The sequence below is a fragment of the Pseudomonas sp. KH_046_2 genome, from assembly GCF_057838985.1.
Genome location: NZ_CM174480.1, coordinates 5529189 through 5544380, shown reverse-complemented (window position 1 = coordinate 5544380; position 15192 = coordinate 5529189). Strand labels below are relative to the sequence as shown.

General features: G+C 61.0%; 16 protein-coding genes. 13 read left to right on the top strand and 3 right to left on the bottom strand.

From position 1 onward, the window contains the following. Positions 1 to 66 precede the first annotated feature (66 nt). Positions 67 to 765, bottom strand: a complete 699-nt coding sequence (locus tag AC3IX1_RS25230) for a DNA-3-methyladenine glycosylase (RefSeq protein ID WP_489386224.1) — start codon at positions 763 to 765, stop codon at positions 67 to 69. 189 nt (positions 766 to 954) lie between these two features. Here AC3IX1_RS25230 and AC3IX1_RS25225 point away from each other — a divergent pair, with 189 nt between their 5' ends. The 13 genes from AC3IX1_RS25225 (at position 955) to AC3IX1_RS25165 (ending at position 13536) form a co-directional block, all read left to right on the top strand. Further along, positions 955 to 2226, top strand: a complete 1272-nt coding sequence (locus AC3IX1_RS25225) for a glutamate-5-semialdehyde dehydrogenase (protein ID WP_489386223.1) — start codon at positions 955 to 957, stop codon at positions 2224 to 2226. Position 2227: 1 nt separating this feature from the next. Continuing rightward, positions 2228 to 2917 carry a nicotinate-nucleotide adenylyltransferase gene (nadD, locus tag AC3IX1_RS25220; protein ID WP_489386222.1) on the top strand — a complete coding sequence of 230 codons (690 nt, stop codon included), beginning with the start codon at positions 2228 to 2230 and terminating at the stop codon, positions 2915 to 2917. A gap of 73 nt (positions 2918 to 2990) precedes the next feature. Further along, positions 2991 to 3485 carry a ribosome silencing factor gene (rsfS, locus tag AC3IX1_RS25215; RefSeq protein ID WP_095941979.1) on the top strand — a complete coding sequence of 165 codons (495 nt, stop codon included), beginning with the start codon at positions 2991 to 2993 and terminating at the stop codon, positions 3483 to 3485. Positions 3486 to 3494: 9 nt separating this feature from the next. Continuing rightward, positions 3495 to 3962: a 23S rRNA (pseudouridine(1915)-N(3))-methyltransferase RlmH gene (rlmH, locus tag AC3IX1_RS25210; RefSeq protein WP_489386221.1), complete on the top strand. Its 468-nt coding sequence runs from the start codon at positions 3495 to 3497 to the stop codon at positions 3960 to 3962. 10 nt (positions 3963 to 3972) lie between these two features. Next, the gene (gene mrdA / locus AC3IX1_RS25205) at positions 3973 to 5868 is read left to right on the top strand and encodes a penicillin-binding protein 2 (RefSeq protein ID WP_489386220.1); all 1896 of its coding nucleotides are present in this window, start codon (positions 3973 to 3975) and stop codon (positions 5866 to 5868) included. Between the two features lie 31 nt (positions 5869 to 5899). Continuing rightward, positions 5900 to 7003, top strand: coding sequence for a rod shape-determining protein RodA (gene rodA, locus AC3IX1_RS25200; protein ID WP_489388788.1), 1104 nt, complete (start codon positions 5900 to 5902; stop codon positions 7001 to 7003). A 16-nt stretch (positions 7004 to 7019) separates the two neighbouring features. Next, positions 7020 to 8030: a lytic murein transglycosylase B gene (gene mltB / locus AC3IX1_RS25195; RefSeq protein WP_489386219.1), complete on the top strand. Its 1011-nt coding sequence runs from the start codon at positions 7020 to 7022 to the stop codon at positions 8028 to 8030. Continuing rightward, positions 8030 to 9040 (top strand): septal ring lytic transglycosylase RlpA family protein, encoded by a 1011-nt coding sequence (locus tag AC3IX1_RS25190; protein ID WP_489386218.1) that lies wholly within the window; start codon positions 8030 to 8032, stop codon positions 9038 to 9040. The genes mltB and AC3IX1_RS25190 overlap by 1 nt, the downstream gene beginning before the upstream one ends. Before the next feature lie 183 nt (positions 9041 to 9223). Then, positions 9224 to 10381 carry a D-alanyl-D-alanine carboxypeptidase family protein gene (locus tag AC3IX1_RS25185; RefSeq protein ID WP_056728857.1) on the top strand — a complete coding sequence of 386 codons (1158 nt, stop codon included), beginning with the start codon at positions 9224 to 9226 and terminating at the stop codon, positions 10379 to 10381. An 83-nt stretch (positions 10382 to 10464) separates the two neighbouring features. Beyond that, a complete protein-coding gene (locus tag AC3IX1_RS25180) occupies positions 10465 to 10740 on the top strand; it encodes a DUF493 domain-containing protein (protein WP_008052383.1) in 276 nt (91 codons plus the stop codon). Then, entirely contained in the window at positions 10740 to 11387 is a 648-nt protein-coding gene (gene lipB / locus AC3IX1_RS25175) for a lipoyl(octanoyl) transferase LipB (protein ID WP_489386217.1), read from the top strand. The genes AC3IX1_RS25180 and lipB overlap by 1 nt, the downstream gene beginning before the upstream one ends. 25 nt (positions 11388 to 11412) lie before the next feature. Further along, complete coding sequence (lipA, locus tag AC3IX1_RS25170; RefSeq protein WP_489388787.1) at positions 11413 to 12411, top strand: lipoyl synthase; 999 nt, start codon at positions 11413 to 11415, stop codon at positions 12409 to 12411. A 174-nt stretch (positions 12412 to 12585) separates the two neighbouring features. After that, on the top strand, positions 12586 to 13536 hold the full coding sequence (locus AC3IX1_RS25165) for a S66 peptidase family protein (RefSeq protein ID WP_489386216.1): 951 nt from the start codon (positions 12586 to 12588) through the stop codon (positions 13534 to 13536). Between the two features lie 102 nt (positions 13537 to 13638). On the opposite strand, the gene AC3IX1_RS25160 is transcribed toward AC3IX1_RS25165, so the two are convergent. Both AC3IX1_RS25160 and arfA read right to left on the bottom strand, forming a co-directional pair. Continuing rightward, positions 13639 to 14961, bottom strand: a complete 1323-nt coding sequence (locus AC3IX1_RS25160) for a lytic murein transglycosylase (protein WP_489386215.1) — start codon at positions 14959 to 14961, stop codon at positions 13639 to 13641. A gap of 61 nt (positions 14962 to 15022) precedes the next feature. Next, positions 15023 to 15187, bottom strand: coding sequence for an alternative ribosome rescue factor ArfA (gene arfA / locus AC3IX1_RS25155; protein WP_489386214.1), 165 nt, complete (start codon positions 15185 to 15187; stop codon positions 15023 to 15025). Between the last annotated feature and the right edge of the window lie 5 nt (positions 15188 to 15192).

Genomic DNA, 15192 nt, shown 5'->3' with positions numbered 1-15192 from the left:
CTGACCTCATCGCGAGCAGGCTCGCTCCTACAGGGAATTCCTTCAGTTTCAAAATCCGGATCAATCTCAGGTCAGCACAAAATAATCGCGACCTTCGACCTGACCCCGTCGTAACGGGTTGCGCGTGCAACAAGCCGCGTAGGCAGCGTCGACAAAGCGGTACATCAGGTGTTCATCGCGCCCGTGGGGGATGCCCAGGCGCGTGGTCTGGATGATGTGGGCGGGCATCTGACCGACGTGTTCTACCAGCAGCACTTCATGATCGAAGCGTTTGGCGTCCCACACCGGTACTTTCAGGCCCAGTGCCTTGCACAGCAGGGTTTGCCCGGCGCAGAGCTTTTGTGACGGGCGAGGGCGGCCCTGGGCATCGGGGTTGTTCAATAGCATTTGTGCCAGGCTGGCTGGCCCGCTCAATTGGTCGACCCACGGGTAGGCGGATTTGATCAGCACGGCGTTACCCGGCCCCTGGGCGCTGAAGTTCAGTGAATCGCCGCCCCGGGCGTAATACATATAGATGTGGCCGCCATCCAGAAACAAAGCCTTACGTTTTTCTGTGTAGCCGAGGGACGCGTGGCTACCCTTTTCTGCGCAGTAATAGGCTTCGGTCTCGATGATCCGGGCGCTGAGCCACAGGTCACCAACCCGATGGCGAATGACTTTGCCCAGTAAATCCCGGGCCAGAATTTGCGCGTCACGGTCGAAAAACGCGTCCGGGAGGCCCGTGGGCAGGCTCACGGCGGACGCTCGAACAGTCAGGTTGGACATGATGACCGGCATTTGTCAGGGCTGAATGAGTCGTGATGATAACAATTTGCAGCTTAATCCCGGCTGAACATCGGCAAATTGCCCTCCATTTCGACCATCCGCCCGTCACCGCTGTTAGTCGGTGGGCGCGACAGCTATAATCTGTCGCTTTACTCTTTACCAAGACCTAATCAAAGACCACGCCAGACCATGACTGAGTCCGTTCTTGACTACATGACCCGCCTGGGTCGCGCTGCCCGCGAAGCTTCCCGCGTGATCGGCCGTGCCAGTACCGCGCAGAAAAACCGCGCCCTGCAGGCCGCCGCCAACGCGCTGGACGCTGCCCGCGCCGAGCTGACGGCGGCCAATGAACAGGATTTGGCCGCCGGTCGCGCCAATGGTCTTGAGCCGGCCCTGCTCGAACGCCTGGCGCTGACCCCGGCGCGTATCGACGGCATGATCGTCGGCCTGCGTCAGGTTGCAGCCCTGCCGGACCCGGTCGGCGCGATCCGTGACATGAGCTTCCGTCCGTCCGGTATTCAGGTCGGCAAGATGCGCGTGCCATTGGGCGTGATCGGAATCATCTACGAGTCGCGGCCGAACGTGACAATCGATGCCGCGAGCCTGTGCCTGAAGTCCGGTAACGCGACCATCCTGCGTGGCGGTTCCGAGGCGATTCATTCCAATCGCGCCATCGCCGCCTGCATTCAGCGTGGCCTGGCCGAAGCCGATCTGCCGGCCGCGGTGGTGCAAGTGGTCGAAACCACCGATCGCGCTGCCGTCGGCGCGCTGATCACCATGCCTGAGTACGTCGATGTCATCGTGCCGCGCGGCGGCCGTGGCCTGATCGAGCGCGTCAGTCGTGATGCCCGCGTCCCGGTGATCAAGCACCTGGACGGCATTTGCCACGTTTACGTGAGTGAGCACGCCGATCTGGCCAAGGCCCGGCGCATCGCGTTCAACGCCAAGACTTATCGTTATGGCATCTGCGGTGCCATGGAAACGCTGCTGGTGGATCAAACCGTTGCCAAGGATTTCCTGCCGGCGATGGCGGCACAGTTCCGCGAAAAAGGCGTCGAACTGCGCGGTTGCGAGCGCACCCGGGCGATCATCGATGCCGTGCCGGCCACCGAGGAAGACTGGAGCACCGAGTACCTGGCGGCGATTCTGTCGATCCGCGTGGTTGACGGACTGGGCCAGGCCATCGAGCACATCAACCATTACGGCTCCCATCACACCGATTCGATTGTCAGCGAACACCAGGGCGACACCCGGCGTTTCGTAGCTGAAGTCGATTCCTCGTCGGTGATGATCAACACGCCAACGTGCTTCGCCGATGGCTTCGAATACGGATTGGGTGCCGAGATCGGCATTTCTACTGATAAGCTGCACGCCCGCGGCCCGGTGGGTCTCGAGGGACTGACCTGCGAGAAGTACATCGTGGTCGGTGACGGGCAGTTGCGCGGACAGGAGCCGGTCTGACTTGGGCGACTTCGACCCGTCAGCCCCGGTCACCGTCAGCGAGCCAGCCCCTCGCCGCATTGGCGTGCTGGGCGGAACGTTTGACCCGGTGCACATCGGCCATTTGCGCGGTGCGCTGGAAGTCGCCGAAACCCTGGCGCTCGATGAGCTGCGTCTGACACCCAATGCCAGGCCGCCCCATCGGGACAAGCCGCAGGTGTCGGCAAAAGACCGTCTGGCGATGGTCGAGTGCGCGGTGGCCGGTGTGGCACCGTTGGTGGTGGACGCCCGCGAATTGCAGCGGGACAAACCGTCCTACACCATTGATACCCTGGAACTGATGCGCGCCGAACTGGCCGCGTCCGACCAGGTTTTTCTGCTTTTGGGCTGGGACGCTTTTTGCGGCCTGCCCACTTGGCACCGCTGGGAAGAGTTGCTCCAGCATTGCCATATCCTGGTGTTGCAACGCCCGGATGCCGACAGCGAACCGCCGGATGCCTTGCGCAACCTGCTGGCAGCGCGCTCGGTGAGCGACCCGCTGGCCCTCAAAGGGCCGAGCGGACAGATTGCATTCGTCTGGCAGACACCGCTCGCGGTATCCGCCACCCAGATCCGTCAACTGCTGGCCAGCGGTAAGTCGGTACGTTTCCTGGTGCCCGACGCGGTCCTGGCCTACATCGATGCGCACGGACTCTACCGTGCGTCGAACTGAATAGGAGTGCCTCAAGGCACGTGGCAACAACGTGTATTGAAGCGCCCGAACAAACGAGCAAAACGAGTTTTATATGACGAGCAACAACGAAAGCAAAGTAAAACGCAAAGGCACATTCAAGAGTGCCCCGCTGCCGGAAAAGGTCTTCGCCGCCGAACCGCCAAAAGGCGATGAGCTGGTCAAGATCGCCGTTGCCGCCCTGGAAGACGTCAAGGCCCAGGACGTGCTGGTGATCGATGTTCGCGACAAGCAGAGCATCACTGACTACATGATCATCGCCACCGGTACTTCCAACCGCCAGATCGGCGCGATGCTGGACAAAGTCCGCGAGGCCGTCAAAGCCCTGGGTATCAAGCCGCTGGGTGAAGAAGGCAAGGGCGACAGCGACTGGGTGCTGTTGGACATGGACGACGTGATCGTCCACATGATGACCTCCAACGCCCGTCAGTTCTATGACCTGGAGCGCCTGTGGAAAGGTGCCGAGCAGAGCCGTGCGGCCGATGGCAAGCACCACAGCCCTGAAGTTGGTCACGAGCACTTCAACAAGCTCAACAAAGACCAGGAATAAGGGACCGCTGTGCGACTGCGACTGATCGCCGTCGGTTCACGCATGCCCAAATGGGTGGAAGAAGGCTGGCATGAATATGCCAAGCGTCTTCCGTCCGAACTGGCGCTGGAACTGGTGGAAATACCGCTCAATACCCGTGGCAAGAACGCCGACGTGGCCCGTTTCATCCGTCAGGAAGGCGAAGCCATGCTGGCCAAGGTCGGGCCGAACGAGCGGGTTGTCACTCTCGAAGTCCATGGCAAGCCCTGGAGCACCGAGCAACTGGCGGTCGAGCTCGACCGCTGGCGGCTGGACTCGCGTACGGTCAACTTCATGGTCGGTGGTCCCGAAGGGCTGGCGCCGGAAGTCTGTGCCCGGGCTGACCAGCGCTGGTCGTTGTCGCCGCTGACCTTGCCGCACCCGCTGGTGCGGATCCTGATCGGCGAACAGATGTACCGTGCCTGGACCGTGTTGTCCGGTCACCCTTACCACAAGTAGCTCTGCCCTCATGTCCCAGCCGATCCGCATCAAGGACCACGAAAAAGACGCCCGTCTGGTGCGTGGCCGCGTCGTGTTCGGGGCAATTGCCGTGGTGACGCTGATTTGCGTACTGATCGCGCGTCTGTATTTCCTGCAGGTGATCCAGTACGAGTACCACTCGACCCTGTCGGAAAACAACCGCGTCCACGTGCAGCCGATTCCGCCGACCCGTGGCTTGATTTTCGACCGCAACGGCGTGGTGATTGCCGATAACCGGCCCAGCTTCAGCCTGAGCATGACCCGTGAGCGGTCTGGCGACTGGCAGCAAGTACTCGACGTGATCGTCGAAGTGCTGGAACTGACGCCAGAGGACCGGGTGATCTTCGAGAAGCGCATGCGTCAGGGTCGCCGGCCGTTCGAGCCGGTGCCGATCCTGTTTGAGCTGAGCGAAGAGCAGATCGCCCGGATCGCCGTGAACCAGTTCCGCCTGCCAGGGGTGGAGGTGGTTGCGCAACTGGTGCGTCACTATCCGCAGGGTGCGCATTTTGCGCACTCGGTGGGCTACATGGGGCGGATCAACGAGAAAGAGCTCAAATCCCTCGACCCGGTCAATTACAGCGGCACCCACCACATCGGCAAAACCGGCATCGAGCGTTTCTACGAACCTGAATTGCACGGCCAGGTGGGTTACGAGGAAGTCGAGACCAACGCCCGGGGCCGCGTACTGCGCGTGCTCAAGCGTACCGATCCGATTCCCGGCAAGGACATCGTCCTGAGCCTGGACATCAAATTGCAGGAAGCCGCCGAAGCTGCGCTCGGTGGTCGTCGTGGCGCGGTGGTAGCGCTGGACCCGAAAACCGGCGAAGTGCTGGCGATGGTCAGCCAGCCGAGTTTCGACCCGAACCTGTTCGTCACCGGCATCAGCTTCAAGGCTTATTCCGAACTCCGCGATTCCATCGACCGGCCGCTGTTCAACCGCGTGCTGCGTGGCCTGTACCCGCCGGGTTCGACCATCAAGCCAGCGGTAGCGATTGCCGGTCTGGATGCCGGCGTGGTGACGGCGTCGTCGCGAGTGTTCGACCCGGGTTACTACATGCTGCCCAACTACGATCACAAATACCGTAACTGGAACCGTACCGGTGACGGTTTCGTCGACCTCGATACGGCGATCATGCGCTCCAACGACACCTACTTCTATGACTTGGCCCACAAGCTGGGGATCGATCGGCTGTCGGCGTACATGACCAAGTTCGGCATCGGCCAGAAAGTCTCGCTGGACATGTTCGAAGAGTCGCCGGGGCTGATGCCGTCCCGCGAATGGAAACGTGCGACCCGCCGGCAGGCGTGGTTCCCGGGTGAAACGCTGATTCTCGGGATCGGCCAGGGCTATATGCAGTCGACCCCGTTGCAATTGGCCCAGGCCACCGCTCTGGTCGCCAACAAAGGCGTCTGGAACCGTCCGCACCTGGCCAAGACCATCGAGGGCGTGAAACCGGTGGATGAAAATCCGATGCCGGACATCATTCTGCGCGACCCGTCGGACTGGGCCAAGGTCAACCACGGCATGCAGCAGGTTATGCATGGTGCCCGCGGTACGGCGCGCAAAGCCTCGATCGGCGCGCAATACCGAATCGCCGGCAAGTCGGGTACGGCCCAGGTGGTCGCGATCAAACAGGGTGAGAAGTATGACCGTTCCAAGGTTCAGGAACGCCATCGCGACCACGCCCTGTTCGTCGGCTTCGCGCCGGCCGACGACCCGAAGATCGTGGTGTCGGTGATGGTCGAGAACGGCGAGTCCGGCTCCGGCGTCGCCGCGCCAGTGGTGCGCCAGATCATGGATGCCTGGCTCCTGGACCAGGACGGTCGGTTGAAGCCCGAATACGCCAGCCCTATCAGTGCAGAGGCTACCGCCCGTGATGAATAACTTCGATCGCATGCTCTCCAGTGAGGATGTGATGCGCCGCCGTGCGACGCTGCTGCAACGCCTGCACATTGACGGCCCGCTGCTGATACTGCTGCTGACCCTCGCCGCCGGCAGCCTGTTCGTGCTGTATTCGGCCAGTGGCAAAAGCTGGGATCTGCTGGCCAAACAAGCCACTTCTTTCGGCATCGGCCTGGTGTCGATGATCGTCATCGCCCAGTTCGAGCCACGCTTCATGGCCCGCTGGGTCCCGGTGGGTTATGTGCTCGGCGTGCTGTTGCTGGTAGTTGTCGACGTCATGGGTCACAACGCCATGGGCGCAACCCGCTGGATCAACATTCCCGGGGTGATCCGCTTCCAGCCTTCGGAGTTCATGAAGATCCTGATGCCGGCGACCATCGCCTGGTACCTGTCCAAGCGCACCTTGCCGCCGCAACTCAAGCATGTGGGGGTGAGCCTGTTTCTGATCGGCTTGCCATTCATCCTGATCGTGCGTCAGCCCGACCTCGGCACTTCATTGCTGATTCTGGCGGGGGGCGCCTTTGTGCTGTTCATGGGTGGCCTGCGCTGGCGCTGGATCCTCAGTGTGCTCGCTGCCGCCGTGCCGGTGTCCGTGGCCATGTGGTATTTCGTTATGCACGATTACCAGAAACAGCGCGTCCTCACGTTCCTTGACCCGGAAAGTGACCCGCTAGGTACCGGCTGGAACATCATCCAGTCCAAGGCCGCCATCGGCTCCGGCGGTGTGTTCGGCAAGGGCTGGTTGCTGGGCACCCAGTCGCACCTGGACTTCCTGCCGGAAAGCCATACCGACTTCATCATTGCCGTATTGGGTGAAGAGTTCGGCCTGGTGGGGATCTGCGCGCTGTTGCTGATCTACCTGTTGTTGATCGGCCGCGGCCTGGTGATTACCGCCCAGGCGCAGACATTGTTCGGCAAGTTGCTCGCGGGCAGCCTGACCATGACGTTTTTTGTTTATGTTTTCGTCAACATCGGTATGGTCAGTGGCCTGTTGCCGGTGGTGGGGGTGCCGTTGCCGTTCATTAGCTACGGAGGAACTTCGCTGGTGACGCTACTGTCAGCGTTTGGGGTTTTGATGTCGATCCATACCCATCGCAAGTGGATCGCGCAGGTTTGAATAAGGTGAAATTTCAATGCAGGTAATGCGTGGCTGGGCGACTCGATTTGCGCCATGGGTCGGCCTGGTAAGCATCCTTGGCACCGTGCAGGAAGCGTTGGCCGGCGACTACGAAGGCTCACCTCAGGTGGCCGAATTCGTCGGTGAAATGACCCGCGACTACGGTTTCGCCGGTGAACAGTTGATGGGCGTGTTCCGCGAAGCCGAGCGTAAGCAGTCGATTCTGGACGCCATCTCGAAACCCGCCGAACGGGTCAAGCAGTGGAGCGAATATCGCCCGATGTTCATCACCGATGCGCGCATCGCCCGGGGTGTGGATTTCTGGCGTCAGCACGAAGCGGTATTGGCCCGTGCCGAGCAGGAATACGGCGTGCCGGCCCAGGTGATTGTCTCGATCATCGGCGTTGAAACCTTTTTCGGTCGTAATACCGGAAATTTCCGGGTGATCGATGCCTTGTCGACCCTGGGTTTCGACTATCCTCCCCGTGCCGAGTTTTTCCGCAAGGAATTGCGTGAGTTCCTGCTGCTGGCCCGCGAAGAGCAGGTCGATCCGTTGACGCTCAAAGGCTCCTACGCCGGCGCAATGGGATTGCCGCAATTCATGCCGAGCAGTTTCCGCGCCTATGCGGTGGATTTCGACGGTGATGGCCATATCAACATCTGGACCAACCCGGACGATGCCATCGGCAGTGTCGCCAGTTACTTCAAGCGTCATGGCTGGGTCGCCGGCGAACCGGTGGTCAGCCGCGCCGATGTCCGTGGCGATCGGGTCGACGAAGGTTTGACCACAGGAATCGAACCGACGAAAACCGTCGGGGAGTTGCGAGCCCTGGGGTGGTCAAGTCATGATGCGCTGCGCGATGATATGCCGGTTACTGCGTTCCGCCTGGAAGGCGACAATGGCCCCGAGTACTGGATGGGCCTGAAGAATTTTTACGCGATCACGCGATATAACCGCAGCGTGATGTACGCCATGGCCGTACATCAACTGTCTGAACAGCTGGTCCAAGCACGGGGCGTCAAGTAATGCGGGCATTGCCTATCAATAAACCCCTGAAGCTGATGGCATTCGCCGCGCTGGCAATGCTGGTCGCCAGTTGTTCGACCAGCCGCGCGCCGGCCCAGAAGACCAGCACCGCCGTGCGCACGACACCGGGGCTGGACATCAACCGCGCTCACAAGGATGGCGCGCCATGGTGGGATGTCGATGTTTCGCGTATTCCGGACGCCACGCCGACCCTGCATACCGGCCCGTACAAGGCCGCTCCATACTCAGTGCTAGGTAAAACCTACTTTCCGCTGCAAGAGTCCAAGACCTACGTGCAATCGGGCACAGCGTCTTGGTACGGCACCAAGTTTCATGGTCAGAACACCGCCAACGGCGAAGTCTATGACCTGTATGGCATGAGCGCCGCGCACAAGACATTGCCACTGCCGAGTTACGTCCGGGTGACCAACCTGGACAACAACAAGAGCGTGATCCTGCGAGTCAACGACCGCGGGCCGTTCTATTCGGACCGGATCATCGACCTGTCGTATGCCGCTGCCAAGAAACTTGGCTACGCCGAGACCGGCACCGCGCGGGTCAAGGTCGAAGGCATCGACCCGCAGCAATGGTGGGCCGCCAAGGGCCGTCCGGCACCATTAATGCTCAACGAACCGAAAGTCGCGCAGAATAGCGCCCCGGTGATCACGGCGTCGGCGGGCACTGTCGAGCAATGGACGCCACCGCCGCAGCAACACGCCGCCGCCGTCGTTCCTGTTCAACTTGCCGACGCAAAAAAAAACGCTTCTGCACAAGCCTCTGGCCAGTATCTGCAGGTGGGCGCGTTCGCCAACCCGGACGCTGCAGAACTCCTGAGATCGAAGCTCAGCGGGATGGTGAGCGCTCCGGTGTTCATCAGTTCGATCGTGCGCAATCAGCAGACCCTGCATCGGGTTCGCCTGGGCCCGATCGGATCGCCGGGTGAAATCCAGCAGGTGCAGAACAGTGTGCGCCTGGCCAATCTCGGTTCGCCGAGTGTGGTCACGGAGTAATACATAGAGCTTGATTGACGGTTCGTCTGCGGTATTGGGGGGCGAACCAGGTTGTTGACTCGTTGAAGAACAAAAGCCCGGCAAGGGTGACTGAGTGAGCAGCTGAATACGCGATGACTCGTTAGAAAGTCATTTGATTAGTTTTGCCTTCGGGCAGTTTCCATTAGCGATTTCGAGAGACGGATGAACATCACCACCTTTGCCAAACGCCTGTTCCTGCTAGTCCCGCTGCTTCTCTCACCTGCCGCATTCGCGGTCGAGATGATGCCTTCGCCACCACAACTGGCCGCCAAGGCCTATGTGCTCATGGATGCCAGCAGCGGCAACGTGCTGGTCGAGAACAATGGTGACCAGCGTCTGCCACCGGCGAGCCTGACCAAGCTGATGACCGCGTACATCGCGACCCTGGAAATCCGTCGTGGCCAGATCGGTGAAAACGACCCGGTAACCGTCAGCGAAAACGCCTGGCGTACCGGCGGTTCGCGGATGTTCATCAAGGTCGGCTCTCAGGTTACCGTCAGCGATCTGCTGCACGGCATCATCATCCAGTCGGGCAACGACGCCAGTGTTGCGCTCTCCGAGCACATCGCCGGCAGCGAAGACGCGTTCGCCGACATGATGAACAAAACCGTTGGCGACCTGGGCATGACCAACAGCCACTTCATGAACCCGACCGGCCTGCCGAACCCTGAGCACTATTCGTCGGCTCACGACATGGCTGTGCTGGCTCGCGCGATCATCCACGAAGACCCGGCTCACTACGCGATCTACTCGCAGAAAGAGTTCTTCTGGAACGGCATCAAGCAACCGAACCGTAACCTGCTGCTGTGGCGCGACAAGACCGTCGACGGTCTGAAAACCGGCCATACCGACGAAGCCGGCTACTGCATGGTGTCCTCGGCCGTACGTGATGGCATGCGCCTGATCGCCGTGGTATTCGGCACCAACAGCGAAGTGGCCCGTGCCGCCGAAACCCAGAAGCTGCTGACCTACGGTTTCCGTTTCTTCGAAACCCAGACCTTCTATCAGAAGGGCACCGAGCTGGCTCAGGCTCCAGTCTGGAAAGGCTCCACCAACCAGGTCAAGGCTGGCCTGGCGCAAGACCTGACCATGACCTTGCCAAAAGGCCAGCTGAAAAAGCTCGCTGCCAGCATGACCATGAACCCGCAGCTGATCGCGCCAATCGCCAAGGGCGACGTGATCGGTAAAGTCGAAGTCAAACTGGACGACAAGGTGGTGCACAGCGCCGATCTGATCGCTCTGGATGGCGTCGAAGAGGGTGGTATCTTCCGCCGCATGTGGGATAGCATCCGTCTATTCTTCTACGGCTTGTTCAACTGATAGTGTGCACCTGCATGGCCCTGCGCTGATCCGGCGCGGGGCTTTGCCGTCGCCACGGCTTACGCTTACGAGGCCGTTACGCCATGACCGATACCGAAGTAAAGGCGCCAAAGATCGAGTTCCCTGCCAATGATTACCCGGTTAAGGTGATCAGCGACACCGGTGTGGGCAACAAGGACAGAATCATCGACATCGTGCGCAAATATGCAACGATCAACGATGAGCGCGTTGACGAGCGCCAGAGCAGCAACGGCAAATACACCACCATCCAGTTGCACATCGTCGCGACCGACCAGGACCAGCTGTACAACATCAACAGCGAACTGCGGGCAACCGGTTTCGTGCACATGGTGCTGTGATGTCCGGTGTGCTGGGCTTTCGCGAGCTCGGCCAGATGGCTTACGAGCCGGTCTGGCATGCCATGCAACGCTTCACCAACGAACGCGGCAGCGATGCCGCCGACGAGATTTGGCTGGTGGAACACCCTGCGGTGTTCACCCAGGGCCAGGCTGGCAAGGCCGAGCATCTGCTGCTTCCTGGTGATATTCCGGTGGTGCAGGTCGATCGTGGTGGTCAGGTGACCTACCACGGCCCTGGCCAGCTGGTGGCTTATCTGCTGCTGGACGTGCGCAAGCTCGGGTTTGGCGTGCGCGATCTGGTCTCCCGGATGGAGCTCTGCCTGATCGAGCTGCTGGCCAGTTACGGTGTCACCGCCGTGGCCAAGCCCGATGCACCGGGTGTCTACGTCGACGGGGCGAAAATCGCCTCCCTGGGTCTACGGATCCGCCACGGCTGTTCCTTTCATGGCCTGGCCTTGAACGTGGACATGAACCTGGAACCGTTTCGACGGATTAATCCCTGCGGCTACGCTGGGCTGGCGATGACCCAGCTGAGCGATCACGCAGGATCGATTGAATTTGCCGAGGTAAGTGCCCGGCTGCGCGCGCAGCTCGTCAAACACCTCGACTATGCTGAGCAGACGACCCTGACGGGCGGAATCGACTGATATGACTACTGATGCAGTGCAAACCATGATCCCGACGCTCGATGTCTCCGAGCGCCCGGCCCCGCGTCCCAAGGTTGAAGCCGGCGTGAAGCTGCGCGGCGCCGAAAAGGTTGCACGCATCCCGGTAAAGATCATTCCGACCACCGAGTTGCCGAAGAAACCAGACTGGATTCGTGTACGCATCCCGGTTTCGCCGGAAGTCGACCGCATCAAGGCCCTGCTGCGCAAACACAAGCTGCACAGTGTGTGCGAAGAGGCGTCCTGCCCGAACCTGGGCGAGTGCTTCTCCGGTGGCACCGCGACCTTCATGATCATGGGTGACATCTGCACCCGTCGTTGCCCGTTCTGCGACGTCGGTCACGGCCGTCCGAAGCCACTGGACGTCAACGAGCCGGAAAGCCTGGCCATTGCCATCGCCGACCTGCGCCTGAAGTACGTGGTGATCACTTCGGTAGACCGCGACGACCTGCGTGACGGCGGTGCCCAGCACTTTGCCGACTGCATCCGTGAAATCCGCAAGCTGTCGCCGAACGTGCAGCTCGAAACCCTGGTCCCGGACTACCGTGGCCGCATGGATATCGCCCTGCAAATCACCGCCGCCGAGCCGCCGGATGTGTTCAACCACAACCTGGAAACCGTGCCGCGCCTGTACAAGGCCGCGCGTCCGGGTTCGGACTACCAGTGGTCGCTGACCCTGCTGCAACGCTTCAAGCAGATGATGCCGCACATTCCGACCAAGTCCGGCCTGATGCTGGGCCTGGGCGAGACCGACGAAGAAGTCATCGAAGTCATGAAGCGCATGCGCGAGCACGACATCGACATGCTGACCCTCGGCCAGTACCTGCAACCGTCCCGCAGCCACTTGCCGGTGCAGCGCTTCGTGCACCCGGACACCTTCGCCTGGTTCGCCGAAGAAGGCTACAAGATGGGCTTCAAGAACGTTGCCTCGGGTCCGTTGGTACGTTCCTCGTATCACGCCGACGAGCAGGCCAAGCTGGTCAAGGCCGAGCTGATGTCGTCCTGATCGACGCAATGAAATGAAAAGCGCCCGCACGGCATCCAGCCTCGCGGGCGTTTTTTTGCCTGGCCTGCGGCAATGGCTGTTTTTTCCTGCAACCTGCGGGGCAACGGTTCCTCTTCTGTTTGTCCCCGTTCCTGACTACTGTGTGCTGAAGATTTCACGCAGGGAGATTCACGGATGACCGCTCGACCGACCCACACCCTTTGCCCCCATGCCCCTGTCCCGGCACTGCCGTCGGAAGGCATGATCGGCGTCATCGCACCCGCCGGTCCCGCGCCGCTGGACACCGACAAGGCGGTGCAATGGATGCGCGCCCGGGGTTATTCACTGAAAGTGTTTCCCGGGGTCTACGAAAAAAACGGCTACCTGGCCGGAAGCGACGAAGTGCGACTTGGGGACCTGCATGCAGCGTTCGCCGACAGCGAGGTGGATGCGATCATCTGCCTGCGCGGCGGTTACGGCACGCCGCGGCTGCTCGATCGCATCGATTTTGATTTGCTGCGTGACAACGCCAAGCCGTTCGTCGGCTACAGCGACATCACTGCGCTGCATTTGGCGATCAGTCGTTATGCCGGTTTCGTGACTTTTCATGGTCCGATGCTCAATGCCGACTTGCTGGGTGAAAAGCAAATACCTACCGAGTCTTCGTTCTTCAACATGCTGCGCGGGCAGGTGAGGGCGGGCACGGTGCTGGCTCATCCGGTGGCTTACCCGCTGACCACGATCGAGCCGGGGGTGGCTCATGGGCGCTTGCTCGGAGGCAATCTGGCCATGATCGCCGCGACCATGGGCACGCCCTACGAGATTGACGCCGAGGGCGTCATTCTGTTGATCGAGGACATCAACGAGCCGCTGTATCGCATCGACCGGTTGCTGACCCACCTGCGGCTGGCTGGCACGTTGCACAAGCTGCGCGGCGTGTTGGTCGGGGATGTTGCGGGGGTTGAGGCGGCAGCGCTGGACAGGTTGCTCAAGCAGACCTTCGAGCCATTGAAGATTCCGGTGCTGTCCGGGTGGCGCAGTGGGCATTGCGATCCGAACCTGACGCTGCCCATGGGGGCGTTGGTCAGGCTGGATGCGGGGAACAAGGAATTGGTGCTGGAGCAGGATGTGGTGGTCAGGCGCTAGATCTTCATCGCCTGATAGCCAGTCATCGCGAGCAGGCTCGCTCCCACATTGATTTGTGTCATTAACAGATCAAATGTGGGAGCGAGCCCGCTCGCGAAGCTTTTAGCGGTTACGCAGTCCTTCGAGCAGCTTGTGCGTCGGATACCCGTCCGCCGGCCAGCCAAACGACTGCTGGGCGCTGCGGATCGCCTTGCGGGTGTTGGCACCGATGATCCCGTCGGCGGTGCCGGCGTCATAGTTTTTTGCGCTCAGCAGGTTCTGCAGCTCGATCCGCTCGGTACGGCTCAGAGGCAGGTCATCCTTTGGCCACGTACCGCTGATCAGGCCTGCGCCATTGAAGCGTTCGGACAACAGGCTCACTCCCAGGGCGTAGGACGACGAGTTGTTGTACTTGAGAATCGCACGGAAGTTGTCGAGCACCAGGAAGGCTGGGCCGCGGTAGCCAGCCGGCAATAGCAGTGCCGCAGACAGCTGCTCCGAGCCTGCCGGAACTTGGCCGCCGTTGGGCAGCGTAACGCCCAGTTGGCGCCATTCGGCGACACTCTTGCGAATCGTGCCATCGGCCAGCACGTAGTTGAAACCGCTCGGCAGTTGGACTTCGAAGCCCCACGGCTGACCTCTCTGCCAGCCGGAGCTTTGCAGGTAATGCGCGGTCGAGGCCAGGGCGTCAGCCGAACTGCCCCAGATATCGCGACGGCCGTCGCCGTCGAAATCGACGGCGTGGGTGTTGTAGGTGGTCGGGATGAACTGGGTCTGGCCCATGGCGCCGGCCCAGGATCCGAGCATCTTCTCGGGTTCGATGTCGCCTTGTTGCAGGATTTGCAGGGCGGCAATCAATTGCGCGTGGGCGAAACCGGGACGACGACCTTCGTAGGCCAGGGTTGCCAGCGAGTTGATCACCGACTTGCTGCCCTGGAACTGCCCGAAGTTACTCTCCATGCCCCATACCGCCACCAGTGCCTGGCGATCGACGCCGTAGCGCTGCTCGATACTTTGCAGGACGTCAGCGTACTGGTCGACCAGCGACTGGCCTTTGCGTACCCGCAGCGGCGACAAGGCGCCGTCCAGGTATTCCCACACCGGTTTTGCGAATTCCGGTTGGCTGCGATCGGCACGAATCACACTGGGGTCGAAGCTGACATTGGCGAAAGCGCGGTCGAACAGGTCGGCACGGACTCCGGCGGCCAGGGCATCCTTGCGGAAACCCGCCTGCCATTCGGCGAAAGTCTGGGTCGGCTGGATGTCGAGGTTTTCACCCGTCGGAACCACAGGCGGAACAACCGCCGGGGCGGTGGCGACAGGAAGCGTCTGAAGCGGCTGAGCGTCGGCTGCAGTCGGTTTTTCCGCACAGGCGACAAGCAAAACAAGGCTGGAGGCAGCGATCAATTGGCGTAAGTGCCAACGACGGGAAAGACAAAAGGGCATGCACGGGTCCAGGAAATACGAATCAGGTACAGACCTTAACATGTCGAAGGGGTGTTCTGCTTTACGCAGCCAGAAAGTAAGAAGCCTCCCAGCTGTCAGACTGGAAGGCTTCGCGGCGGTAACTGCCTTTGCCCTTGGCCGGGCGTTCCTGGCGGCTGCGGAACAATGGCTGGGCGATGATGGATCTGGCCTTGTTGGGACCATGCGTTGATGGCTTTTTGCTCATGATGA

Coding starts and splice junctions, on each gene's coding strand:
- AC3IX1_RS25230 (WP_489386224.1), bottom strand. CDS start 765: ATGTCCAACCTGACTGTTCGAGCGTCCGCCGTGAGCCTGCCCACGGGC.
- AC3IX1_RS25225 (WP_489386223.1), top strand. CDS start 955: ATGACTGAGTCCGTTCTTGACTACATGACCCGCCTGGGTCGCGCTGCC.
- rsfS (WP_095941979.1), top strand. CDS start 2,991: ATGACGAGCAACAACGAAAGCAAAGTAAAACGCAAAGGCACATTCAAG.
- mrdA (WP_489386220.1), top strand. CDS start 3,973: ATGTCCCAGCCGATCCGCATCAAGGACCACGAAAAAGACGCCCGTCTG.
- rodA (WP_489388788.1), top strand. CDS start 5,900: ATGCGCCGCCGTGCGACGCTGCTGCAACGCCTGCACATTGACGGCCCG.
- mltB (WP_489386219.1), top strand. CDS start 7,020: ATGCAGGTAATGCGTGGCTGGGCGACTCGATTTGCGCCATGGGTCGGC.
- AC3IX1_RS25190 (WP_489386218.1), top strand. CDS start 8,030: ATGCGGGCATTGCCTATCAATAAACCCCTGAAGCTGATGGCATTCGCC.
- AC3IX1_RS25185 (WP_056728857.1), top strand. CDS start 9,224: ATGAACATCACCACCTTTGCCAAACGCCTGTTCCTGCTAGTCCCGCTG.
- AC3IX1_RS25180 (WP_008052383.1), top strand. CDS start 10,465: ATGACCGATACCGAAGTAAAGGCGCCAAAGATCGAGTTCCCTGCCAAT.
- lipB (WP_489386217.1), top strand. CDS start 10,740: ATGTCCGGTGTGCTGGGCTTTCGCGAGCTCGGCCAGATGGCTTACGAG.
- lipA (WP_489388787.1), top strand. CDS start 11,413: ATGATCCCGACGCTCGATGTCTCCGAGCGCCCGGCCCCGCGTCCCAAG.
- AC3IX1_RS25165 (WP_489386216.1), top strand. CDS start 12,586: ATGACCGCTCGACCGACCCACACCCTTTGCCCCCATGCCCCTGTCCCG.
- AC3IX1_RS25160 (WP_489386215.1), bottom strand. CDS start 14,961: ATGCCCTTTTGTCTTTCCCGTCGTTGGCACTTACGCCAATTGATCGCT.
- arfA (WP_489386214.1), bottom strand. CDS start 15,187: ATGAGCAAAAAGCCATCAACGCATGGTCCCAACAAGGCCAGATCCATC.